This window comes from Amycolatopsis sp. NPDC006131, assembly GCF_040614175.1.
Lineage (GTDB): Bacteria > Actinomycetota > Actinomycetes > Mycobacteriales > Pseudonocardiaceae > Amycolatopsis_E > Amycolatopsis_E tucumanensis.
The window spans coordinates 118,485-141,216 of the sequence record NZ_JBEXTX010000002.1; the positions used below are offsets into that span (position 1 = coordinate 118,485).

The following is a 22,732-nucleotide window of genomic DNA, read 5'->3' on the forward strand; positions in this document are numbered from 1 at the left end:
CTCATGGAACCCACCCTCGCCGCCCGCGCGTTGTCCGCGGCCACGGAGATCACCACCGCCGCCCTGTCCGGCGGCGACCCCGACGCGGTCCTCGATTCGGTGGTGCACAAGGCCGCCGAGCTCGCCGGGGCCGATCTGTGCCTGGTGATGGTCCGCGCGGACGACGGCAAGGTGTCCGTCGAGGCCGCCCACGGCAGCCACCACGAGGACCCGCGCGGCGTCGTGCTGCCCGCCGAATCCGCGGCCGGGCAGGTCGCCCGCGGCGGTGTCACGGTGGTGGCCGACGACATGACCACCGACCCGCGCACGGCGCCGTACGTGCCGTCCGAGCTGCGCCGCTTCGGCCCGTTCGCGGCCGCGCCGTTCGGCTCCGGCGGCCGGGTGCTCGGCGCGCTGGCGGTGTACCGGGAGCGGTCCGGGCGGCCGTTCGACGAGGCGACGGTCGAGGTGCTGACCGCGTTCGCCGCGCAGGTCGGCGTCGTGCTGGCGCTGGCGGAGGCCGCCAACGACCGGCATCGGATCACGCTCTACCAGGAGCGCGAGCGCATTGCCCGCGAGCTGCACGACGTCATCGTGCAGCGGTTGTACGCGGCGGGCATGCAGCTGGACCGGGTGCGCCGCCGCATGCGCAAGCGGTTCGCCTCGACCGACGCGACCCGGCTCGGCGAGGCGATCGACCAGCTCGACCAGACCATCGAGGAGATCCGGCACACCGTGCGCGAGCTGCGGTCGCCGGAACCGGAGACGGCCGAGAAACCCGCGGCCACCGACCTGGCCGAGTCGGCGCGCGCGGAGGTGCGGATCGCGGGGGAGCTGCTCGGGTTCCCGCCCACGCTGGAGCTGTCCGGCGAGCTGGCGGACATCCCGGCCGAGCGAGCCGACCACATCCGCGCTGCGCTGCGCGAGGCACTGTCCAATGTGGTCCGCCACTCCGGGGCCAGCGAGACCAGGGTGACGCTGGTGCGCGACAACGACGGCGTGAAGCTGCGGGTCCGCGACAACGGCGCCGGCGTGCCGCAGGACGTGCAGACCCGCGGCCTGCGGCACCTGGAGGAACGCGCCAAGCGCGCGGGCGGGAAGTTCTACCTCAACTCCTCGCCCAGCCTGGGCACGCTGGTGGCGTTCGAGCTGCCGCTGGACAAGCGCGCCAGCTGATCACGCGACGCCGCCGCCACGTCGGCCGCGACGCCCAGCTCGCCCAGCATCTCCGCGGCGGCGGCCATTTCGGCGGTGCGGCGTTTCGCGTGCTTGACGCTGCCGGTGACCAGACGCTCCACAGTGGACTCGTCGGCGCGGGTCAGCTCCTCGACGATCACCCCGCGCAGCCAGTCCTGGACCCCCGCCGCGCGGGCGGCTTCCAGCGCCTCGACCACGGCGGCGGACATGCCCTTGAAGAACACGCTCCGCAGCAGCTTCCGTTCCGCGGCCACGCCGGCTTCGCCGGGCAGCACCTCGACCGTCGCCCCCAGCGCGCCGAGCAGCTTCGACACCGCCTCGGCGGCCGGACCGCTCGCGAGCATCGGCACCCGCAGGCCGCGGCCGGGGACCGGAGCCATGATCGCGACATCGGCGAAGTCGATGGCCGCTTCGGCGGCGATCGCGGCGAGCTCGCGCTTCTTGCCGGGCGACGCGGTGTTCAGGTCCGCCCAGACGCCGCTGACCTTCGGCAGACCGGCCCGCAGCGCGTCGACGGCGGCGGCCGAGCTGTTCACGCTGAGCACCAGGTCCGCGCCCTCGGCGGCGTCGGACTCGGAGTCGAACCCGGACGGCACCACCGGGTCGTAGCCGCGCACGACGGCGCCGGCCGCGCGCAGGTCGCGGGCGAATTCACTGCCCGCTTCCCCGAGGCCGAGAATGGCGACGACGGGTGGCTCATCGGACATTGCGGACTCCTCCTCGACACCGACTACCATCCGAGTAGACGATGTGCTCGACAAAATTGTCAACAAAGCGTGTGGGGAGCGGGCGTGGGAGAGCGGGCCGAGATCGAGAAGCCGGTGGTGGACGCCATCCGGGAGGCGATCATCCGCGGCGAGTTCGTGCCGAACCAGCGGCTGGTCGAGGCCGACCTGTCCGCCCAGTTCGCCGCGAGCCGCGCCAACGTCCGCATCGCGCTGCTCGAACTCGCCAACGAGGGCCTGGTCGAGCGGGTGCAGAACCGCGGCGCGCGGGTCCGGGCGGTGTCGCTGGAGGAGGCCATCGAGATCTCCGAGGTGCGCATGGTCGTGGAGAGCCTGTGCGCGGAGAAGGCAGCCGAGCGCATCAGCGACGAGGAGATCGGCGAGCTGAAGGCCCTCGGCAAGGCGATGCGCAAGGCCGTGGCGTCCGGGGACGTCATGGGGTACTCGGGGCTGAACCAGGAGTTGCACCGCCGGGTGCGGGAAATTTCGGGCCAGCACACGGCGGGCCAGGTGTTGGAGCGGCTGCGTGCGCAGAGCGTGCGGCACCAGTTCCGGCTGGCCATGCGCCCCGGCCGGCCGTCGGTGTCGCTGCCCGAGCACCTGGCGATCATCGACGCCATCTGCGCCCACGACGCGACCGCGGCCGCCGCGGCGATCCGGCAGCACCTGAGCAGCGTGATCGAGGCGCTGCGGGAAGCCGAGCAGGCCTGAGGCGTGATCGCGGCGCCGCGGGAAGCCGGACAGGCCTGAGTGTCAGCCGACGCCTTCGACGGTTTCCAGCATCACCTTGAGCAGGCGGGCCAGTTCTTCCTGCTGTTCCGGCTGCAGGTTGGCCAGTGCGGCCTTTTCGCCTTCGAGGTGGGTGGGCAGCAGTTCGTCGATCAACGCCACGCCGCGGTCGGTCAGCCGGACTTGCACCACGCGCCGGTCGCGTTCGCTTGCCGTCCGCGACACCAGGCCGAGCCGCTCGAGCCAGTCGAGCTGTTTGGTGATCGCGGCCCTCCGGGAAGCCGAGCAGGCCTGAGGCGTGATCGCGGCGCTGCGGGAAGCCGGACAGGCCTGAGTGTCAGCCGACGCCTTCGACGGTTTCCAGCATCACCTTGAGCAGCCGGGCCAGTTCTTCCTGCTGTTCCGGCTGCAGGTTGGCCAGCGCGGCCTTCTCGCCTTCGAGGTGGGTGGGCAGCAGTTCGTCGATCAGCTGGACGCCCAGCTCGGTCAGCCGGACCTGCACCACGCGCCGGTCGCGTTCGCTCGCCGTCCGCGACACCAGGCCGAGCCGTTCCAGGCGGTCGAGCCGCTTGGTGATCGCGGCGCCGGAGGACAGCATCTCGCGGCTGATCTGGCCCGGGTTGAGCACCTCGTTGCGCCGCAGCGCGCACAGCACGTCGAATTCGGCGCGGTTCAGGTCGTTGGCCAGCAGGAGGTCGTCGGTCGCGCGGCGGATCAGCGACGCGAGCCGCAGCACCCGGCCGACGACCGCCATCCCGGTCGTGTCGAGGCCGGGGTGCACGTCCAGCCACTGGCGCCGCACTCTGTCGACGAGATCACTCACCGCTGAGCTCCTTCGTACACGAATCGTTCGGTAGTATTTTACTCGTGAATGATTTCGGCCGCCACGACCTGTTCCGCGCACTCTCGCCGCGCGGCTGGTGGCGCCTGCGCCCAGTCGACCGGGCGCTGGTGTCCGCGTTACGGGCCATGACCGGGGCGAACATAGTCCTGGTCGCGGTTGTGATCGCAGGGCACACCGAGCTGGCGCCCGCCGCGGCGTTCGGCGGGATGACCGCGGTGCACGCCCGGTTCGAGCCGTACCCGGTGAGGGCCCGGCTGCTCGCCGTGATCGGCGCAGGTCTGACGCTCGCGGTCGGCCTCGGCGGGGCGACGTCGGCCGCCGGGTGGGGTCCGCTGCCGATCGCGATCCTGGTCGCGGCGGTCGCCGCCGTGGCGAAACTGGTCACGGACGGTATCCGGTCGGGCCTGCCCGGCGGGCTCATGTTCGTCTTCGCCGCGGGCACCACGTCGGCGTTCCCGGTCAGCTGGCCGGGCGTCGCCGCGCAGGTCGGCGCCGCGGCCGCGGGGGCGCTCGTCGCGTGGATGGTCGCGCTGTCCGGGTGGCTGTTCTTCGACCACGACGGCGACCGGACCACATCGTGGCGCGCGGGGTTGCGGGCCGCGGTGGACCGCTCGTCGCACGAATGGCCGCGCGCGGTGAAGGTGTTCGCCGCGGTGCTGGCGGCCGGGCTGCTCGCACACGCGCTCGGGCTCGGGCACCCGTACTGGGCGACGGTCGCGGCGGCCGCGGTGCTGCAGGCCACCCACCTGCAGCACACGATGCACCGGTTCGTGCAGCGCGTCACGGGCACGGTCGCCGGCGTCCTGGTGGCCGCGCTGCTGCTGACGCTGGACCTGCCGCAGCCGGTGAAGCTCGCGGTGATCGTCGTCGCGCTGCTCGGCGCGGAGCTGACCGTCATCCGCAACTACGCGCTCGCGATGGTGTTCGTGACGCCGCTGGTGCTGCTGCTCGGCTCGATGTCGGCGCCGGTCGACACGGTCGCCGCCACCGCGGACCGGCTGGTTGACACGGTGCTCGGCGCGGCGATCGGACTGGCCGCCGCACTGGTCCGGCCCGGTCGCGGCTACCAGCTGGCCTGAACTACTTGGCGCGCCGCGCCACCCACGCCACCGCCTGTGTGCGGCGCTGCATGCCCAGCTTCGACAGCACCGACGTGACGTGGTTCTTCACGGTCTTCTCGGCGAGGAACAGGCGCTCGGCGATCTCCCGGTTGGACAGGCCCTCGCCGATCAGCTCCAGCACCGTGCGCTCCCGGTCGGTGAGGCTCGCGAGCTCGTCCTCGGCGGGGTGGCGCAGCTTGTCCAGCACGCGGGCGGTGGTGACCGGGTCGAGCAGCGACCGGCCCGCGGCGACCTCGCGCACGGCGTTGACGACGTCCTGCCCGCGGACCTGTTTCAGCAGGTAGCCGGAGGCGCCGGCCATGATCGCACCGACCATGGCCTCCTCGTCGTCGAACGCGGTGAGGACCAGGCAGTACGGCGGGTTCGGCCGCGCCCGCAGCTCCCGGCACAGCGCGACGCCGTCGCCGTCCCCGAGCCGCACGTCGACGACGGCGACGTCCGGCTCCACGTGCATCGCGACGGCGAGGGCCTCGTCGGCGCTCCCCGCCTCGGCGACCACCTCGATGTCCGGTTCGTCGCTCAGCATTTCCCGCAGGCCGCGCCGCACGACCTCGTGATCGTCGACGAGCAGCACCTCGATGGCCATACCACCGAGCCTAGTCAGCCGGAGAGTTCTTCGACCGCCTTCGCGATGCGGCGCTGCCGGGTCGCGTCGGTCTTGGCGTCCGCGATGGCGAGCGTGTACCGGCGCTGCTGGCTGTAGGAGAGCTTGTCGAAGGCCGCCCGCGCCCCGGCGGCTTCGAGCGCCTCGGCGAGGTCCGCGGGCACCTCCACGACGCGGGGTTCGGTGTCCACGACGAGCTCGACCTCGACCTCGTCGCCCGCGGTCAGTCCCGCGGCCGCCCGGACCTCGGCGCTGACCGGCAGCATCGCCCTGCCGTCCATGCTGCCGACGCTGGTCCGGTACTCGTAGCCGTTGAGCCGGGCCCGGACCTTCGGCCGTCTGCCCGCGTTCAGGTCGTCCAGCACGTCGGACGGGACCTCGATCCCCGTCGCGGTCTTCTTGCTCTGCTCGAGCGTCGCGCGGAACTTCATGCCGCCGCCTCCCAGATCCGCCGGGACGCGGCTATCGGGTCGCTGGTCACCGAGACCGGGACGTCCCAGATCCGGGTGATCCGGTTGTCCTTGTCGTACTCCGGCCAGCCCGGGTCGCCGGTCGTGGCGAACGAGACCCACGCCTTGCGGATCTCCTGGGACAGCGTGTCGGCCTCGGGCGGGGCCGGGTTGCCCAGCAGCATCTCCGCGAGCGGGCCGGTGTAGTTGCCGAACGTGAGCGGCACGTCGAGCGCGTGGCAGGACCGCAGGAGCCCGCCGAACGCGGGCGAGCGCCAGGTCAGCTCGTAGCACCAGCTGCGGCCGGGGTGGTTCTGCGCGGACCACAGCGACGGCAGGCGGAAGGTGCGGTCGGACAGGATGAGGACGTGCAGGTCGGCGTCGGTGATGCCGGGGTGGGCGGCCCGGTACTCGGCGACGGCGCCGGCGGGCAGGCCGACGGCGTCGGCGGTCGCGGCCGGGTCCACGCCGGAGAGGTCCTGGCCCGCGACGAAGAGGGTGAACTCGTCGTGGTTGAAGCCGGCGATCAGGTCGACCTCGGCGCGCAGGTTGTGCCAGGGCAGGCCGGTGAGCAGGTCACCGTCGACGACCGGCCCGAACGGCGTGATCTCGCCGGGCGCCATCTGCACGGCGTGGATGGCCTCGGACGGCACCTGCGCGAAGCCCTCGAGCGTGGCGGGGACGCCGAGGGCCCCCGCGATGCGCTCGGTGGTGCGCCGGACGCGGTTCTCGGAGAGGAACCCGTGCGCGACGCTCTGCCCGATGGCGCGGCGGAACAGGCCGCGCCCGGCGTCCGAGGCGGTCAGCGCCGCGACCGACGTGCCACCGGCGGACTCGCCGAAGATCGTCACGTTGTCCGGGTCGCCACCGAAGTTGGCGATGTTCTCCTGGACCCAGCTCAGGGCCGCGAGCTGGTCCAGGAAGGCCCGGTTGGCGGGCGCCCCGGGCAGCCAGCCGAACCCCTCCAGCCCGACGCGGTAGTTGAAGGTCACGACGACGACCCCGGCACGGGCGAGGTTGGCGCCGTCGTACTCGGGCTGCCGCGCGGTCCCGATCAGGTAGGCGCCGCCGTAGATCCAGACCATGACGGGCAGACCGCTGCCGCCGGCGTCCGGAGTCCACACGTTGACGCTCAGGGAGTCGTCCCCTTCGTCCGGCCGCCAAGCCGACGGCATGCCGGGAAAGAGCGACCCCTGCGGCGGCGAGGCCGAAAAGCGGACCGCATCACGCGTCCCGTCCCACGGCTCCGGCTCGGCGGGCGCCTGGAACCTCGCGGGACCGGTCAACGGCCCGGCGAACGGAATGCCCTTGAAGGAGCTGACCACCCCGTCAGCCACGCCACGAACGGCACCGGAACGCGTCTGCACGATGGGATCCACCGGTCGTGGATATCACACGTTCTGCGACGAAGTCACTCGCAAGCGGTTCCGTCGCCGTCGCGGTCCAGCCCCGAGCGGTAGCCGGGGTCGCCGCGGTGAAGGGGAGCCGCGCCCGCGGCCCGCGCTTCCGAGCAGTTGGCGTAGTAGGCGCTGGAGACGTCCGGTTCCTCGGTTGGCTTCTGCGTGCTGGGCTTCGGCGCCGCGGGTTTGGGGGTGCTGGCGGGAGCGGGTGGAACGGTGACCGGCGGCGGCGCGACCGGCGGTGTGGTGGGGCTGCCGTTGCAAGGCGGTCCCCACAATCCTGCCTTCGCCGTGCTGGCCGCGCTTTCCGCGGACCGCAGGACGTTCGCGTAGGAGTCGGTGACCGCATCCGCGACGAAACGCGCGTAACCACCCTGCAGGGCGGCGACCGCGTAGTCCGTTCCATCGGCGAGCAGGACGTGCGCCAGCGTCCGCCCGGCCTCCTCGGTGACCGACTGCAAGCTCACTTCCTTGCCGACCAGAAATGCGGTGGCCCAGCTCGCGGTCTCCGTTCCGTAACAATCCGCGGCCGGCTGGATTCCGGGGACGTAAACGGTTTTCGAGATTCCCGCGGTATCGCTTACCACGATGCTCGATCCGGTCACCCGCGTGACCCGGAGAACGGGCTCCGCGGGCGGACTGCTGCTGGTGGTGGCCACGGTGGTGGTAGTCGGCGCGGGCTGCGCGACCGGTTTCTCCGTGGGCTTTCCGAACACCGCGCCGAGCACGAAGAGCACCGCGAACACGGCTAGAACGATCTTGATCCAGGTGGGCACTCGCCGTTTCGGCGTGGCGGGAACATCGGGCACGGCTCTTTTCTCGCTGCGCGTCCCGGATGCGTTACAGAACCGCCGATGATCACGATTGTGTTTCACCAGGAACGTTTTCGCGTCCGCCGCGATGGACTACGCGTCAATCCTCGACCAGGGAAGCCGGAATGCTCATCGACATCATCCCCATGTCCGGTTCCGGCCGATTTCCGGCCGTCGGCACCGAATTCACCGCGATCGACTTCGAGACGACCGGCCTGCAGCCCGGCCGGATCATCGAGGTCGCGGCCGTGCGCGTGCGCGCCGACGGCACGGTGCTGGGCGAGTTCTCGACCCTGGTCGATCCCGGGCCGGGAGTCGACCCGGGGCCCGCGCGGGTCCACGGCATCACGCGGGCGCAGCTGGACTCCGCGCCCGCGCTCGGCCAGATCGCGGGGCACCTGCTCGACCTGTGCCAGGGCAGCGTGCTCGTCGGCCACAACCTGGCGTTCGAGCAGGGTTTCCTGGCCGCGGAGCTGGAGCGGATCGGTCTCCGGCTCCCCACGTTGCCGGGCGTGTGCACGCTGGCTGCCGCGCGCACTGCCCTCCGGTTGCCGAACTACCGGCTGGCCACCGTCGCGGAAGCGCTCGGCCTCGGCGGGTTCCCCGCGCACCAGGCGGCTCCCGACGCGCGGGCCTGCGCGCAGGTCCTCGCGGCACTGGTGAGCACGCACGGCCTGGCCTTCGAGCGCCGGTTCGACCTGCCGCGGTTGCCGCGCCTGGCGGTCACCGGTCGCGTGGTAGCCGTCCCGAGCCTGCCCGCGCGACCGCCGGGACGTGGCTCTCCGGCCTGGTCGACCGGATCGAGTCGGCGGACACGCCGTACGCGGACCTGCTCGCCGACGCGCTCGCCGACCACCACCTGTCCGACGCCGAAGCCGCCGACCTGGCCGCGCTGGCCACGGCGGCCGGCATGTCCTCGTCGGACGTGCACCGGGCGCACCTGGACTTCGTCGCCGCGATGCGGGCGGTGGCCGAGTCCGACGGCATCGTCACCGACGACGAGGAACGCGAGCTGCGGCACGTGGCCGAGGCGCTGGGCGTGCCCGAGGCGCTGCGGGACCTCCGCCGGGCGCCGTCCGCGGACCGGACGCGGGTGCTCGTCCTCGGACGCACCGCTGCCGCCGACGCGCTGCGCGCCGCGGTGCTCGCGGCTCGGATCCCGCTCGCCAAGAACCTCACCGCGTCGGTGACGCACCTCGCGGTCGCGGACGACGTGCCCGCCGCCGAACCGCGGCTGGCGCGGGCGCGGGAACTCGGTGCCGCCGTGCTCGACCTGCCTGCCGCGTGGCAGTCGCTGGGCCTGGTCCCGGTGCAGCCGCGGACGGCGCCCGCACCGCCGGTCACCGTCGCGCCCCCACCGCCGGTCGCCGTCCCGCCGCAGCCGACTGCGGTGCTGCCTCCGGCGCCCGTGCCCGCCCGGCCACGACCGGCCGCCACGCTCCCGCCGGTTCCGCGGGACCGGCAGTGGATCGCCTGGATCACGATGGGCACGGGCCTCGTCCTGATGTTCCTGACGGTTATCGCCCTGTTCGGCGGCGCCGGCCTGGCCGCGGGCATCCCGCTCGGCGCGATCGGCGTCGGTCTCCTGCTCGGCGGCTGGACCGTGGGCGACCCCAAGAGCCGCTACCCGGCCATCTCCTCGAGGAAGGCCTGAGTCTCCGGGTCCGTCGAGTACACGCAGGTCCCCCGCATCCCGCGGGTCAGCAGCACCTTGTACGTGTTCCGCACGAGCCGGCCGAACTCCAGGTCGTCGGCCTTCTTGGCGTCCGGGTCGTGGGAGTGCTCCCGGCGCGCGACCCAGCGTCCGTCGCGGCGGACGAGGTCCGGGCCGAAGATCACGCCGGACCAGTCGTACTCGAAGCCCTGCGCCGTGTAGATGCAGCCGACCTGCCCGAAGCCGCGCTCGTCGGAGGCCCAGTAGTACGACTCGGGCACGTCCGGCACCCGCTGTTTCGGCTTGGCGTTCCACGGACGGCGCCAATCCCCGATGACGACGTCGTCCACGAGTCGCTTGCCGTCGGGGGTGGACGCGGGGTCGCTCCACCGCCAGCAGTAGCCCGCCGACAGCCGGCCGGTGCCGCCGTGGGTCTCCATCCGCTGCCGCAGCCAGGCGTCCAGCGCGTCCGGCGTCGCGGCGCTGGCCACCACGAAGTCGTCGCCCAGCTTGCTCCACGGCACGGGCGGCAGCCGGTCGAGACCGAGCAGGCGGGCCACCCAGCTGTCGAACGCGTCCGACCCGCCGCACCGGAACTGCCCGGACAGGCGCACGACCTCCAGGCGGCAGCCCAGCGACTCGGCCGCCGCGGAGATCTCCGCGAGGGAACCCATTTCGCCGGGCCGCACGGTCTGGTTCTCGTCGAGCAGGAACACCGGCACCGACGCCACTTCGATCAGCTCGTCGACCTGCCGCCCGGCCTTCGCGCGCTGGTCGCGCTTCGTGTAGCGGTTGACGCTGGTCTCGCGGATGCGGTGCGCCTCGTCGCAGATCAGCACGTCCAGCTCGCGGGGCGGCGAGTCGATGTAGTTGTTGAAGTACTTGAACAGGGTCTGCACGCGCCGGTTCCGCGCCCCCGCCACCTTGCGCATCGTGTTGGTGAACGCGCTGGACCCGGTCGCGTGGTGCACCCGCCGTCCGCGGCGGGCGAGTTCACCGAGCAGGCTCAGCGCGATCACGCTCTTGCCCGAGCCGGGACCGCCCAGCACGACCACGACCGTCCGCGTCGCCGCCGCCTTGGCCCGCTCGACCGCCTGCATCACCACCTCGGCCGCGACCTGTTGCTCGTCCAGGAGCACGAACTGCTCCCGCTCCTGGATCTCCCGCGCGGCGAGGTCCAGCAGGGGCTTGGTCGGCGCGTGCTCGAAGCCGAGGAACTCGTCGGCCGAGCGCCGGGCCGCGTCCCGGCCGGCGGCGGGGTCGAGCAGCGACCGCAGGCGGTCGGCGAGCTTCGCCTTGTCGTCCTTGGTGAACAGCGTGCCGAACTCGCTGGGCTGGTACTGCCGCAACGACGAAATGCCGGCGGAGTCCGCGTTGTGCAGATACGCGACCCCGTGCACCGCGTTCGGCCGCTCGGCCAGCGCCGGGGTCGAGTCGACCAGGTACTCGCAGTACCGCCGGACCTGCTCGACCGGGTGCAGCACCGGATCGCGGCGGGAGGCGATCCGCACGAGGTCCGCCGCCAGCAGTTCGGCTTTCGACCACTGCTTCAGCTCGACCAGGACGTAGCTGGTCTCGCCGGTGCGCGGGTGCAGGCCGCAGAGCACCGCGTCGACGCGCTTCGGGCTGTGCGGCAGCTTGTGCTCCAGCAGCACCTCGACCTCACCGAGCCCGGCGTCGACGAGGTCGGCCAGGAACGGTCGCAGGCTGCGCTCCCAGGAGTCGATCTCGCTCTGGCCGGGGCGGTGGCCCCACTGGTGCCTGGCCTGCTCCGTCAACGTCGTGGCCAACTGACCGGCCTCCGCGAGAAGGTGCTCGGCGCTGTGCCGGACAAGAGCCACTTCGTTTCCCCCACTGGGCACGCGTCATCCACGTGCGGGTGGGGGCAGCGACGAAGTGGCTACTTCGGTGCCCGTCGGGCCGCGGGTGCCAGGTTAGTCGAAACGATCAACCGGGAACCGCGACTCGTTGCGGTTCACCTTTGCTTCGGCGGCTTCCAGGAGGTCCACGCCGAGCACGTCGGCCAGCCGGGCGAGGTAGATGGTCACGTCGGCCAGTTCGTCGAGCACCGCGGCGCGGGTGGCCGGGTCGTCGAGCACCGAGGCGGACTCCGCGGGCGTCAGCCACTGGAACAGCGCCGTCAGCTCGCCCACCTCCCCGGACAGCGCCATCACCAGGTTCTTCGGCGTGTGGAACCGTTCCCAGTCCCGGGCGGCGGCGAACTCGGCCAGCCGCCGTTGCAGATCGTCGAGCGTCACAGGGCGCAGTATCCGGTGCCGCACGACCCGATCGGGTTGCGGTATCACTGTGGGTATGTCGCCGATCCCCGAGCTCCAGCAACGCCAGATCGATCGCTGGTGTGAGCGGCGGGTTCCGGCTGGTCAGCGCGGTGAGTACAGCGTGATGTCCCGCTGGCGCGGGCGCATCGTGACCCTCGTCGAGCGGCGCGCCGAATGGGCCAGCGGCGGTGCGGCCGAACGGCCGTTCGCGCAGCTCCGCTACGGCCTCGACGAGATGTGGTCGCTCTACTACCTCGCCGACGCGGGACGCTGGCGCCCGTACCCGCGCAGCGTCCCGGAGATCTCGCCCGTCCCCCTCCTGGACGACCTCGATCGTGGCGCGGAGACCGGTTACTTCTTCCAGTGGCTCAGCCCCTGCTGATGCTCACGCAGCGTCAGAGAAGACGACGCTGTTGGGTGACGGTCTCCTTCCATCGGGTGCGGCAGGATTGTCCGCATGACCTCGGCCCCGGATCTGCGTGCCTACCTGCGCACTCTCGACGCGGAGACGCTGGCCGAACTCCTCCTCGAACAGGCGGACCGTGACCCGCGGTTACGACACGAGCTGGAGTTGCGCGCCGTCGCGCACGGCACCGTCGGTCCGGTTCTGGACACTCTGCAACGACTCCTCGACGCCGGCACCCAGGCCGACCTGACCCCGCTGGCCCGCCGGATGGCCGACACCGGAGCCACCGGCGCCGAGCTGCGCCGCGCGATCGGCCTCTACGCCCGCGCCTGCGCCGTCCACCCACCCGACCCGCGCGAGCTGGCCGACTGGATCCTGGAAACGCAGCTCGACCGGCCCGGCTGGCCCGAGATCAACCTCGCCGATTTCGCCGCCGCGCTCGGCGACGAAGGCTTCACGCACCTCAAGGCCGCGCTCGGCGAGGCCCCGGAGAACGACGCCACCCGCCGCCTGACCGAGCAGCTCGCCGAGGTCACCGGCGACGTCGACACCCTCCTCGCGATCCTGTCCGCCCAGCCGCCCACCCCGGCCACCACGCTGCGCATCGTCCGCCTGCTGCGCTCCGCGGGCCGCCACGGCGAGGCCATCGCCCACGCCGCCCGCACCGTCGTGCACCCGCGCGAGGGAGTGCTAGCCCTGCGCCGCGCCGAGTTCCGCCGCCACCCGTCGCCGGACACCTACCGCGCGCTGCGGGCCGCCGCCGAGGAGCTCGGCCGCTGGCCCGAGGAGCGCGAGCAGGCGTTGTCCCGCCTCGCCGAACACGACCCGGCCGAGGCGATCCCGGTCTACCGCCTGCACGTCGACGAGCTGATCCAGCTCAAGGACCCGGGCGGCTACCGCGAGGCGGCTCAGCGACTGCGTGAGCTGCGGGCCTTGCACAAACGGGCGGACCGGGTGCCGGAGTTCGGCGAGTACCTGGCCGGCCTGGTCGAGACGCACAAGCGCAAGACCCGCCTCCTCGTCGAGGTCCGCAACGCCCGCATCGCGCTGCCCAGGGTGGTCTCCGGCCGCGGAGCTGCCACCATGGGCGCATGAGCCCGGTCAGCCGGAAGCGAAAGCCCGCCAAGAAGAAGTCCGCCGTCTCCGACGAGCGGCGGCAGCTGCTCAAGACCGTGCTCGCCGACGCGGAGGACGCGCTGGCCGAGCGCGACCCGGTCGAGGTCGAGCTGATGGCCTCGACGATCCTCGGGGACCTCTGGCACCCGTCCGACGAAGGCCGCGACGTCGTGCTGCCGCTGATCGACGACGCCGCCCGCCGCCCGAGCCCGGCCGCCCGAGCGCTGCTGCGGATGCTGCAGCACCTGGCCCTCACCGAGGAGCAGCGCGACCGGGCCGCGGAGGCGGCCGACGCGTTCTCCGCCATGCCCGAACCGCCCTGGGACCTGGGCGACCTCACCGTCACCGAGTGCTGGCAGCAGGCCGACGTGTACGGCGACGGGGCCACCCTGCTGCTGTGTGCGGCCCGGGCCGGTCACGCGCACGGGCTCGTCGCCGAGGTCGAGCTCAGCGGCGGCGGCCTCGGCGACGTCTACCTCACCGACCAGGTGGGCGACCTGGTGGACAGCATGCGCGCGGGCGAGGAGGCCAGCGAGGTCTTCGTGACCGAGCGGATCCCGCTGCCGAAGGCACGCCGGATCCTGGAAGACGCGGTCGCGGTCAACGACAGCGCCGCGGCCCTGCTGCCGGACGTGATCGCCGAGGACCCGCTCACCCCGCTGCGCGCGCTGGTCGCCGCCCGGCTGCGCGCCATGCCGCCGGCCGAGCCGCCCGTGGAACCGCCGACGTTCACCGAGCAGGAGCGGGAGGAGCTGGTGCGCGCCTTCCTCGCCGAGGCCGACGGCGTCCGCGACGACCGCTGGTTCACCGACTGCGTCCGGTTCGTCGTGGACTACGGCTGCGACGACGACTTCGGCCGCCCGCTGCGGGTGGGCCCCGGCAAGTTCGACCTCCTCCTGGAGGACGTCCTCAACACCGAGGGCTTCCCCGAGGAGTTCCTGGCGACCCTGCCGGAGGTCCTGCCGCCGTGGGGCCGCTGGGCCGGCGAGCGCTCCGGGCTGCGGCCCGCCGCGATCGAGCGGCTGCTGGAGGAGCTGGACGAGATCACCGAGGAGTTCCGCGACCTGCTCGCCGAGGAAGACGCGGATTTCGATCATGAAACAGGCGGTGCCGTGCCGATCGCGCTGCGACGCGAGTAGGCCAGGATGTGCGGGGTGACGGATCTCCGCGCCTACCTGTCCTCCCTCGACTCCGAGACGCTGGCCGGACTGCTCCACGAACAGGCCGAACGCGATCCGGAACTGCGGCGGTCGCTCGAACTGCGGGCCGCGGCGCCGGAGCCACAGGCCGAGGTCGCGAAGATCGGCCCGGTGCTGGACACCGTGCAGCGGCTGCTCGACTCCGGCACCCGCGCCGACGTCGCCCCGCTGGCCCGCCGCACCGTCGAGCGCATCTGCCGGGATGAGGGCGACGGCGCCGAGCTGCGGCGCGCCCTCGGCCTCTACGCGCGGGCGTGCGCGGCCCGGCCGCCGGACCCCGTCGAGCTGGCCGACTGGCTCGCCGGCATCGCGTTCGACGGGCGCACCGAGATCGACCTGGCGCAGTTCGCCGTCCCGCTCGGCGAGACCGGGCTGGCCCAGCTGCGGTCCCACGTCGACCGGGCCGGCCGCGACCGGGTGAAGCGGCCGGTCGCCGAGCGGCTGCACGAGCAGCTGGTGGAGATCTCCGGCGACGTCGACGGCCTGGTCGCGATCCTGTCCAAGCAGCTGCCGAGCATGGACGCGAGCCTGCGGATTGTGCGCGTGCTGCGGGCCGCCGGCCGCACGAGCGAGGCGATCACCTACGCGGCGCGGGCGCTGAAGCAGGACCCGGCGGCCACCGAGCTCGCGGACGACGTGCTGGGCCTGCGGCGCGCGGAGTTCGACCGCGAGCCGACCGTCGCGAACGCCGACGCGCTGATCGAGGCACTGGTCGTGGCAGGCCGCGAGGACGAGGCCGCGGAGCTGCTGGGGGTCCACCGGGCCCACGTGGAGGAGCTGATCGGCGGCCGGACCGTCGAGCACTACCGCGAGGCGGCGCGCGCCCTGCGCCGGCTGCGCAAGCTGTACCGGACGGTCGGCCGCGGGGCGGACTTCGCGCCCTACCTGGCCGAACTGGTCGGCAGGCACAAGCGGAAGGTCCGGTTGATCACCGAAATCCGGAACGCCCGGATCGCGTTGCCCAAGGAGTGAAACGCCGATCCCGCGCGTCGGCCCGGCCGCGGCTGGTGCGAACATGAGCGCATGACCGAGGTGCCGCAGCCGGAGACCGCTTTCGACGAGGTTCTGAACGCCTTCGCCGAACTGGGGAACGACGCCGATCCGACCCGCGTCGAGCTGGTCACCTCGGAGATCCTCGGCGAGTGGTGGGAGGCCGACGACGACCTGGCGGCCGGCCTGATCGACCTCGCCGCGAGCACCGCCGAGCCGGAGCGCCTGGTGGCGCCGCTCGCCGCGCTGCGGGTCCTGGCCGCGGACGAGGACCAGCGCGAGGCCGCGGGCCTGGCGCTGGAGAAGTTCGGGCTGCCCGAGCCGGCCTGGGCGGCGAAGCTGAACCAGGTCACGCCCGGCGCCTGCTGGCGCGCCACCGACGTCTACGGCGACGAGAGCTCGGTGCTGGTGTCGTTCGGCGACCACGGGCTGGTCGTGTCGATCAACTACGGCAGCTTCGGCGGCTGGGTCACCGACGCCGCGATCGTCGAGTCGCCGCAGGACGTGCTGGCCGAGCTGCGGGCGGTCGGCGAGTCCGCGGAGATCAGCCCCGAGCAGGCCCACGAGGTGATCGCGGACGCCTTCGCGGGCACCGAGTGGCAGGCCGAACCCGAGGTGGGCGAGGACTTCGTCCGGTTCCGCGCGCTCGCGCTGGCCCGGCTGCGCGCGTTGCCGGAGCCGGCGGAGGTCGCGGAGCCGGAGCCGCTGTCGGTCGAGGAGCAGGCCGAGGTCATCGACTCGTTCTTCGCCGCGGCCGGGAACGAGGTCGGCGACACCGAGGACGCCCGCGTGGTCGCGCTGCGGCTGATCGAGTTCGGCCTGGAGCACGACGCGCGGCGCCCGCTGCGGGTCGGCCCGACCAAGCTGGAGTCCTTTGTGGACTTCGTGGACGACGGGCAGATCGAGCTGACCGAGGAGCAGGACGCGGCGATGGCCGCGCTGCTGCCGGTGTGGGCGCGCGTGTTCGGCGAGCGCCAGGGCCTGCCCGAGGACGCGCTGACCGCGCTGGTCGAGGCGGTCGAGGACCGGCTGGACGACCGCGAGCCGGAGGAGGAGTCCGCATTGGACGCCTACCTGGCCGGCTCGGAGGACCTGACTCCGGAGGACGTGCAGGACCTGCTGGAACGCCGCCAGTTCGCGCTGCCGTCGCTGACGGTCGAGACCGAGGACGACGAGGTCGAGCTCGACCCGTCCGACCCCGAGCAGCGCCGGATGCTGGTGCTGAGCGAGTTCGCGGCCGAGTTCGAGGACGACGACGAGTCCGAGCTGCGGGCGGTGGCGCTGACGACGGTGGTCGACCAGCTGTGGGACGGCGAGCCCGCCGAGACCTGGATCGCCGCCCAGCGCCTGACCGAGTCGGGCCTGGAGCGCGACGAGGTGCTGGCCGAGCTCACGGCGGTCCTGGAGGAGCACCTCACCCAGGACGAGGACGGCGAGCTGGAGTTCGACCTCGACGACTACGTCGCCGCCCTCGACGAGCTGGACCCGGGCTCGGCGGACGAGTGAGGCAGCGGCAGTGACCCGGACCGTCGCGATCACCGGCGCCACCGACGGCCTCGGCCGGGCCCTCGCGGTGCGTCTCGCCGCCGAAGACGTCCGTCTCGTCCTGCACGGTCGTGATCCCGGCAAACTCGACCGGATCGCCGCGGAGGTGCGTGCCGCCGGGGCCCCCGCGCCGGTCACAGTGACCGCCGACCTGTCCGAACTCGCCCAGGTTGCCCGGCTGGCAGGCACGATCGCGGACGAAGCCGGCCGGCTCGACGTGCTCGTCAACAACGCCGGCATCGGGTCCGGCGAGCCGGACGGCCGCGAGCGCCGCACCAGCCGGGACGGCCACGAGCTGCGCTTCGCGGTGAACTACCTGGCGACCTTCGTGCTCACCGAGAACCTGATCCCGCTGCTGCGGGCCTCGGCGACCGCGGACCACGCCGCCCGCGTCGTCCACGTCGCGTCACTGGGCCAGCACCCGCTCGACTTCGACGACCTCATGATCGAGCGGGACTACTCGGGTACGCGTGCGTACGGGCAGAGCAAGCTCGCGCAGATCATGCACTGCCTCGACCTCGCCGGGCGGTTCGCGCCCGCCGAGCTGACCGCGACCAGCCTGCACCCGGGCACCTACATGCCGACCAAGATCGTCCTGTCCGAGATCGGCTTCAGCTCCGACACCCTGGACACCGGGGTGGCGGCCACCCGCAGGCTGGCGGTCGATCCGGAGGTCGAGGGCGTGACTGGCCAGTTCTTCGACCGGGACCGGCCGGCCCGGGCGAACGAACAGGCCTACGACGAAGCGGCGAGGGCGACGCTGCGCGCCCGCAGCCTCGCTCTCGCGGGCGCGCACCTCACCGGCTAGGGCACGGCGGTCGTCGGGCTGTCCACGGCCACGGGGTCGAGCGGGCGCTTGCGGCGGCGGTCGGCGAGAGCGTCTTCGAAATCGAGGACGAACGAACCGAAGGCCATCACCAGCAGCACCGTGATACCGAGCACGGCGCCGATCCACGTGAAGATGATCGCGAACATCGGCGTGCCTCCTCCCTGGTCAGGGCGCATTTCCTGCACTCCAGGGTGAGCTTTGCGAGGTGCCGGCGGTATCGGCCAACCGGTTACCGCTCGGTCACCGGGGTCAGCCGTTCGGCCGAGGCCGCGCCTACAGTTTGCGCAGGCGCACCCGGTTGATGCTGTGGTCCGGGTCCTTCCGGAGCACCAGCGTCGCGCGGGGGCGCGTCGGCAGGATGTTCTCCACCAGGTTCGGCTCGTTGATCGTGCGCCACAGGTGCCGCGCCTCGGCGCGGGCCTCGACGTCGTCCAGCGTGGCGAAGTGGTGGAAGTGCGAGGCCGGGTCGGCGAACGCCGTGCTGCGCAGCTTCAGGAACCGCTCCACGTACCAGCGCTCGATGTCCTCGATGTGCGCGTCCACGTAGATGGAGAAGTCGAACAGGTCCGACACCGTCAGGCTCGGGCCGGGCTGCAGCACGTTCAGGCCCTCGATGATGAGGATGTCCGGCCGGTTCACGACCTGCTCCTCGCCGGGCAGGATGTCGTAGGCGAGGTGCGAGTACACCGGCGCGCTGACCGACTCGGCGCCGGACTTGACGTCGGAGACGAAGCGCAGCAGGGCGCGGCGGTCGTAGCTCTCCGGGAAGCCCTTGCGGTGCATGATGCCGCGGCGGACCAGCTCGGCCTTCGGGTAGAGGAACCCGTCGGTGGTTACCAGGTCGACGCGCGGGTGGTCGGGCCAGCGGGCGAGCAGGGTGCGCAGGATGCGCGCGGTGGTCGACTTGCCGACCGCGACGCTGCCGGCGATGCCGATCACGAACGGCACCTTCGTGCCGCGGCAGTCCTCGCCGAGGAAGGTCGTGGTGGCTTCGTAGAGACGTTGACGCGCCGCGACCTGCAGGTTGATCATCCGCGACAGCGGCAGGTAGACCTCGGCGACCTCGGTCAGATCGATCTGCTCCCCGAGCCCCCGCAGACCGCGCAGCTCCTCGGCAGTCAGCGGCAACGGGGTGCTGCGACGCAGCTCCCGCCACTGCTCCCGGTGGAGCTCGACGTACGGGCTGAGCTCACGTACCCGTGGCATTCCCACACTCCTTGCCCGTCGGTGGGCTGGGCTGGCGTCGACATCTCCGGTAACGCAGGTTCAACGGTAGGTCTTACGGCGCGTAAATGCGCTGTGACCTTCTACACGCACCCCGGAAAGCGCCGCTGACCAGCGCGGGAGTGCTAGTTGCGCCGGAAGACCTCGTCCCAGGCCGCCGCCACCTGGCGCGCGCACGTCTCCGGGCTGACGCCGCCGACGCCGGTGCCGAGACCGGGCATCGCGATGGTCCCCACGACCGCGCGCACCGCCACGCCCTGCTCCAGCACGCCGTCGCGCCACTGCAGGAACACCGCCCGCGCCGCCAGGTACGGGTGGACCGTGTCGGCGGGCAGTCGCTCGCCGGGTTCACGCATCGTCGGCGCGCTGATCAGCCACGCGGGCGCGGGCTCGCCGGTCGGGACCACGACCGCGCTGCCCACCGGCAGTTCGCCGCCGTGGTAGGCGAGGATCGTGCTGCGGACGTTCTGCTCGACGTTCGGGAAGGCGCGCGCGTAGACGGCGTCGATCCCGCCGCGCATCCAGCCGAACGAGTTCGCCGGGCTCACCACGGCGTCGGCGACGACGTCCAGCACCGAACCCTGGTGCACGCGCACCGATCCGGTCATGGTGTCCACAACGGAGCGCCACGCGCTGGCGAGTGGTTCGTCGACGGCACACAGCACCAGGGCGGGAGTCGAGGGAGCGACCTGGTCCTCCGTTCGGTTGCCGGTGGGTTGGGTGCCCGATTCGGCAGTCACCTCTACACCATGCCAAAAAACGCGACCCCGCGTAACCACGAGACGCACTCGAATGCCTGAACAGACCAAGACCCGGCGCGGTGCGTAGCCTGTCCGCGTGTCACGGATCGCATATTTCGGGCCGGTCGGGACGTTCACCGAGCAGGCGGCGCGCACTTTCACGACGGCGGGGGACGAACTCGTCGCCGCCGAGACGATTCCGAAGGCGCTGGACGCCGTTCGGCGCGGTGAAGCGGATGCGGCGTGCGTGCCGGTCGAAAACTCCGTCGAGGGCGCGGTTCCCGCGACGCTGGACAGCCTCGCCGTCGGCGAGCCGTTGATCGGTGTCGCGGAAGCCTTGCTGCCAGTGCACTTCAGCGTCCTCACGCGGGACGACGTCGGCGAAATCCGTACTGTGGCGAGCCATCCGCACGCGCTCGCGCAGGTCCGGAAGTGGCTGGAGGACAACCTGCCCGGCGCCCGCGCGGTGGCGGCCGGCTCGACCGCGGCGGCCGCGGTCGCCGTGCAGGCAGGGGAGTTCGACGCCGCCGTGACCGCGCCGGTCGCCGTCGAGCACTACCCGCTGAAGGTGCTGGCGACGGAGGTCGCCGACGTCCGGGACGCCCGCACCCGGTTCCTGCTGATGCGGCGGCCCCCGGTGACGTTGCCGGAGCCGACCGGCGCCGACCGCACCTCGATCGTCGCCGCGGCCGCCAACCGCACCGGCGCGCTCGCCGAACTGCTCACCGAGCTCGCGACCCGCGGCATCAACCTGACCCGGCTGGACGCCCGCCCGAACAAGCAGAACTTCGGCGAGTACCGGTTCTTCATCGACTTCGAGGGACACGTCGCCGAGCCGCGCATCGCCGACGCGCTCGCCGCGCTGCGCCGCCGCTGCCGGGATGTCCGGTTCCTCGGCTCGTTCGCCAGGGCCGACGGGGTGACGGCGACCATCGAACCGACCGCCCGCAACGAAGACTTCACCGACGCCGCGGGCTGGGTCGCCGCGGTGCAGAGAGGGGAGCAGGCGTGAAGCTGTACCTGGTCCGGCACGGGCAGACCCCGGCCAACGTCGCGAAGAAGCTGGACACCGCGCTGCCCGGGCCGCCGCTCACCGAGCTGGGCCACGAGCAGGCGCGGCAGCTGGCCGAGAAGCTCTCGACCGAGCCGGTGGAGGCGGTCTACGCCTCGCACGCGATCCGCGCGCAGCAGACGGCGGCCCCGCTGGCCGAGGCACTGGGCATGACGGTGGAGCTTGTCGAGGGCGTGCACGAGATCGTCGTCGGCGACCTGGAGGGCCGCCACGACCGGGAGGCGATCGAACACTACCTGACCGTGGTCAGCCACTGGACCCGCGGCGAGCTGCACGTCTCGATGCCCGGCGGGGAGACCGGCGAGCAGGCCAGGGCGCGGTTCACCGGCGCCATCGCCGGTCTCGCCGAGCGTCACGACCTCACCCGATCGGACGGTGTCGTCGTGCTGGTCTCGCACGGCGGGCTGATCCGCGTCGGCGCGGAGTGGCTGGCCCCGAATGTGCGGCCCGAGCTGGCCGATCAGGGCCTGATCCCGAACACCGGCATCGTCGAGCTGGAGATCGCCGCGGACGGTGGCTGGCAGTGCCTGAACTGGGTCGGTTTGCCCATGTAGGCGACTTCCCGGGCGGTGACGCAGGGTGGTTTGTTGTAGTTTCACCGCATGTCGCGATGGGTCGTCGGAAAATCGCGTGACACCACGCAACCCGGCGTGTGGACCGCACGTCTCCCGGGTAGTGCTCCGATCGGCACAGGGAGGGGAAAGATCGTGGTTCGAGGACATTTCCCGCGCATCGGGCTCGGTGTGGCGACGGCGGCACTGGCGGCCGTCCTGGCCGGCTGCGGCACCGCGGGCACCGAGAACGCCCAGCCGCAGTCGGGGGCGCCGACGACGCCAGGCTCCACCTCGAGCAGCCCGTCCACGTCCGAGTCGTCATCCCAACCGGACGCGGCGACCAGCACGAAGGCCGGCGAGACGCTGTGCAAGTCCAGCGACCTCAAGCTGACCCTCGGGCACGGTGACGCCGGCGCCGGCACGGTCTACCGACCGCTGATCTTCACCAACGTGAGTGACCACCCGTGTGTGATCCAGGGCTTCCCGGGCGTCTCGTACGTCGCCGGGGAGGACGGCCACCAGGTGGGCCCCGCGGCGGTCCGGCAGGGCGAGAAGGGCGGCGCGTTCACGCTGAACAACGGCGACACCGCCTACGCCGAGATCGGGTTCGTCAACGTGCAGAACTACGACACCGTGACGTGCCAGCCGCAGCCGGTGCGCGGCCTGCGGATCTACCCGCCGCAGGAGACCGCGTCGATGTTCGTCGAGCTGCCCACCACGGGCTGCGCGAGCGAAAAGATCCCCGGTGACCAGCTCACCGTCCGGACGATCCAGAAGGGCAGCGGCGAGTAGCTAGACGGTGCCGCAGATCTCGCGGGCCTGGGCGAGGTGCCGCCGCCCGTTGGGGTCGGCGAAGTTGAGGCTCAGCGCCATCCGCCGCACGCCGTCGATGTGGTCGGCGAGGTCGTCGTAGGTCGAGCTGACCTCGGCGGCCGCCGCCGCGAGCGCGTCCGCCGCCATGATGTGCTGCAACACGCCAGGTTCGAGCGTGCCCCGGCCTACCCGGCCCTCCGGCAGCGGCTCGGCCCTGGCCAGAGCGGCGCACGCGGCCTTCGCGTCCGCGGTCGGGCCGCTCACCGCGGTGGTCGACGCCCACAGCACGCCGATCATCCCCGCGCCGACCGCGAACCCGGCGACACCCGCCAGCACCAGCCTGCGCCGCGCCGCGACCGGCTCCTCGGAGTCGCTGATCCGCATAGGACATTCCAGCACCGACCGGACGCCCGCACCAGACGCTGATCGGCCCCCATCCGGGGGTGGCACA

The 22,732-nt window shown here is 72.4% G+C and carries 26 protein-coding genes and 1 pseudogene; 14 read left to right on the forward strand and 13 right to left on the reverse strand.

Features of this window, described 5'->3' with window-relative positions:
• Window positions 1-3: 3 nt before the first annotated feature.
• Window positions 4-1,155, forward strand: coding sequence for a GAF domain-containing sensor histidine kinase (locus ABZ215_RS01675; RefSeq protein WP_020416392.1), 1,152 nt, complete (start codon window positions 4-6; stop codon window positions 1,153-1,155).
• On the opposite strand, the gene ABZ215_RS01680 is transcribed toward ABZ215_RS01675, so the two are convergent.
• Window positions 1,083-1,883, reverse strand: coding sequence for a DUF1932 domain-containing protein (locus ABZ215_RS01680; protein ID WP_354947009.1), 801 nt, complete (start codon window positions 1,881-1,883; stop codon window positions 1,083-1,085). The two genes, ABZ215_RS01675 and ABZ215_RS01680, sit on opposite strands and share 73 nt — an antisense overlap.
• Window positions 1,884-1,967: 84 nt before the next feature.
• Between ABZ215_RS01680 and ABZ215_RS01685 the strand changes: the two genes are divergently transcribed.
• On the forward strand, window positions 1,968-2,612 hold the full coding sequence (locus tag ABZ215_RS01685) for a GntR family transcriptional regulator (RefSeq protein ID WP_354947011.1): 645 nt from the start codon (window positions 1,968-1,970) through the stop codon (window positions 2,610-2,612).
• 42 nt (window positions 2,613-2,654) lie between these two features.
• On the opposite strand, the gene ABZ215_RS01690 is transcribed toward ABZ215_RS01685, so the two are convergent.
• Entirely contained in the window at window positions 2,655-2,933 is a 279-nt protein-coding gene (locus tag ABZ215_RS01690) for a MarR family transcriptional regulator (protein ID WP_354947184.1), read from the reverse strand.
• 34 nt (window positions 2,934-2,967) lie between these two features.
• A complete protein-coding gene (locus ABZ215_RS01695) occupies window positions 2,968-3,453 on the reverse strand; it encodes a MarR family transcriptional regulator (RefSeq protein WP_354947013.1) in 486 nt (161 codons plus the stop codon).
• A 44-nt stretch (window positions 3,454-3,497) separates the two neighbouring features.
• Here ABZ215_RS01695 and ABZ215_RS01700 point away from each other — a divergent pair, with 44 nt between their 5' ends.
• Window positions 3,498-4,553 carry an FUSC family protein gene (locus tag ABZ215_RS01700; RefSeq protein WP_354947015.1) on the forward strand — a complete coding sequence of 352 codons (1,056 nt, stop codon included), beginning with the start codon at window positions 3,498-3,500 and terminating at the stop codon, window positions 4,551-4,553.
• Between the two features lies 1 nt (window position 4,554).
• On the opposite strand, the gene ABZ215_RS01705 is transcribed toward ABZ215_RS01700, so the two are convergent.
• Genes ABZ215_RS01705 through ABZ215_RS01720 form a run of 4 tightly spaced genes read right to left on the reverse strand, consistent with a single transcriptional unit; the run spans window position 4,555 to window position 7,923 of the window.
• A complete protein-coding gene (locus tag ABZ215_RS01705) occupies window positions 4,555-5,181 on the reverse strand; it encodes a response regulator transcription factor (protein WP_017986145.1) in 627 nt (208 codons plus the stop codon).
• Window positions 5,182-5,195: 14 nt separating this feature from the next.
• Window positions 5,196-5,630: a YdeI/OmpD-associated family protein gene (locus ABZ215_RS01710; RefSeq protein ID WP_354947017.1), complete on the reverse strand. Its 435-nt coding sequence runs from the start codon at window positions 5,628-5,630 to the stop codon at window positions 5,196-5,198.
• A complete protein-coding gene (locus ABZ215_RS01715) occupies window positions 5,627-7,027 on the reverse strand; it encodes a carboxylesterase family protein (RefSeq protein WP_354947019.1) in 1,401 nt (466 codons plus the stop codon). The genes ABZ215_RS01710 and ABZ215_RS01715 overlap by 4 nt, the downstream gene beginning before the upstream one ends.
• Before the next feature lie 32 nt (window positions 7,028-7,059).
• On the reverse strand, window positions 7,060-7,923 hold the full coding sequence (locus ABZ215_RS01720; protein WP_354947021.1) for an excalibur calcium-binding domain-containing protein: 864 nt from the start codon (window positions 7,921-7,923) through the stop codon (window positions 7,060-7,062).
• Between the two features lie 83 nt (window positions 7,924-8,006).
• Here ABZ215_RS01720 and ABZ215_RS01725 point away from each other — a divergent pair.
• A pseudogene (locus ABZ215_RS01725) lies at window positions 8,007-8,465 on the forward strand (3'-5' exonuclease); the annotation flags it as partial.
• 305 nt (window positions 8,466-8,770) lie between these two features.
• Complete coding sequence (locus tag ABZ215_RS01730) at window positions 8,771-9,514, forward strand: hypothetical protein (protein WP_354947196.1); 744 nt, start codon at window positions 8,771-8,773, stop codon at window positions 9,512-9,514.
• Here the strand turns inward: ABZ215_RS01730 and ABZ215_RS01735 are convergent.
• A complete protein-coding gene (locus ABZ215_RS01735) occupies window positions 9,484-11,355 on the reverse strand; it encodes a DNA/RNA helicase domain-containing protein (RefSeq protein WP_237337498.1) in 1,872 nt (623 codons plus the stop codon). The genes ABZ215_RS01730 and ABZ215_RS01735 overlap by 31 nt on opposite strands.
• Before the next feature lie 93 nt (window positions 11,356-11,448).
• On the reverse strand, window positions 11,449-11,772 hold the full coding sequence (locus ABZ215_RS01740) for a nucleotide pyrophosphohydrolase (protein ID WP_237337499.1): 324 nt from the start codon (window positions 11,770-11,772) through the stop codon (window positions 11,449-11,451).
• A 145-nt stretch (window positions 11,773-11,917) separates the two neighbouring features.
• On the opposite strand from ABZ215_RS01740, the gene ABZ215_RS01745 reads away from it, so the two are divergent.
• The 6 genes from ABZ215_RS01745 to ABZ215_RS01770 all read left to right on the forward strand — a co-directional run bounded on the left by ABZ215_RS01745 (window position 11,918) and on the right by ABZ215_RS01770 (window position 17,857).
• Window positions 11,918-12,175 (forward strand): hypothetical protein, encoded by a 258-nt coding sequence (locus ABZ215_RS01745; protein WP_235716050.1) that lies wholly within the window; start codon window positions 11,918-11,920, stop codon window positions 12,173-12,175.
• Window positions 12,176-12,250: 75 nt separating this feature from the next.
• Window positions 12,251-13,294, forward strand: a complete 1,044-nt coding sequence (locus ABZ215_RS01750; RefSeq protein WP_237337500.1) for a hypothetical protein — start codon at window positions 12,251-12,253, stop codon at window positions 13,292-13,294.
• Entirely contained in the window at window positions 13,291-14,454 is a 1,164-nt protein-coding gene (locus tag ABZ215_RS01755) for a hypothetical protein (protein ID WP_354947023.1), read from the forward strand. The genes ABZ215_RS01750 and ABZ215_RS01755 overlap by 4 nt, the downstream gene beginning before the upstream one ends.
• A 6-nt stretch (window positions 14,455-14,460) precedes the next feature.
• On the forward strand, window positions 14,461-15,486 hold the full coding sequence (locus ABZ215_RS01760) for a hypothetical protein (RefSeq protein WP_354947025.1): 1,026 nt from the start codon (window positions 14,461-14,463) through the stop codon (window positions 15,484-15,486).
• Between the two features lie 51 nt (window positions 15,487-15,537).
• Window positions 15,538-17,010, forward strand: a complete 1,473-nt coding sequence (locus ABZ215_RS01765; protein WP_354947027.1) for a hypothetical protein — start codon at window positions 15,538-15,540, stop codon at window positions 17,008-17,010.
• Between the two features lie 10 nt (window positions 17,011-17,020).
• The gene (locus ABZ215_RS01770) at window positions 17,021-17,857 is read left to right on the forward strand and encodes an SDR family NAD(P)-dependent oxidoreductase (protein ID WP_354947029.1); all 837 of its coding nucleotides are present in this window, start codon (window positions 17,021-17,023) and stop codon (window positions 17,855-17,857) included.
• Here the strand turns inward: ABZ215_RS01770 and ABZ215_RS01775 are convergent.
• The 3 genes from ABZ215_RS01775 to ABZ215_RS01785 form a co-directional block, all read right to left on the reverse strand.
• Entirely contained in the window at window positions 17,854-18,024 is a 171-nt protein-coding gene (locus ABZ215_RS01775) for a hypothetical protein (RefSeq protein WP_354947031.1), read from the reverse strand. The two genes, ABZ215_RS01770 and ABZ215_RS01775, sit on opposite strands and share 4 nt — an antisense overlap.
• A gap of 127 nt (window positions 18,025-18,151) precedes the next feature.
• A complete protein-coding gene (gene coaA / locus ABZ215_RS01780) occupies window positions 18,152-19,084 on the reverse strand; it encodes a type I pantothenate kinase (protein ID WP_017986156.1) in 933 nt (310 codons plus the stop codon).
• 143 nt (window positions 19,085-19,227) lie between these two features.
• A complete protein-coding gene (locus ABZ215_RS01785) occupies window positions 19,228-19,842 on the reverse strand; it encodes a macro domain-containing protein (RefSeq protein WP_027935612.1) in 615 nt (204 codons plus the stop codon).
• Window positions 19,843-19,939: 97 nt separating this feature from the next.
• Here ABZ215_RS01785 and pheA point away from each other — a divergent pair, with 97 nt between their 5' ends.
• From pheA to ABZ215_RS01800, 3 genes are all read left to right on the forward strand, one after another.
• Window positions 19,940-20,854 carry a prephenate dehydratase gene (gene pheA / locus ABZ215_RS01790; protein WP_354947033.1) on the forward strand — a complete coding sequence of 305 codons (915 nt, stop codon included), beginning with the start codon at window positions 19,940-19,942 and terminating at the stop codon, window positions 20,852-20,854.
• A complete protein-coding gene (locus ABZ215_RS01795) occupies window positions 20,851-21,468 on the forward strand; it encodes a histidine phosphatase family protein (protein WP_354947035.1) in 618 nt (205 codons plus the stop codon). Before pheA ends, ABZ215_RS01795 begins: the two co-directional genes overlap by 4 nt.
• A 153-nt stretch (window positions 21,469-21,621) precedes the next feature.
• Window positions 21,622-22,260, forward strand: a complete 639-nt coding sequence (locus ABZ215_RS01800; RefSeq protein WP_354947037.1) for a DUF4232 domain-containing protein — start codon at window positions 21,622-21,624, stop codon at window positions 22,258-22,260.
• On the opposite strand, the gene ABZ215_RS01805 is transcribed toward ABZ215_RS01800, so the two are convergent.
• Window positions 22,261-22,665, reverse strand: a complete 405-nt coding sequence (locus tag ABZ215_RS01805; protein WP_354947039.1) for a hypothetical protein — start codon at window positions 22,663-22,665, stop codon at window positions 22,261-22,263.
• Window positions 22,666-22,732 lie beyond the last annotated feature (67 nt).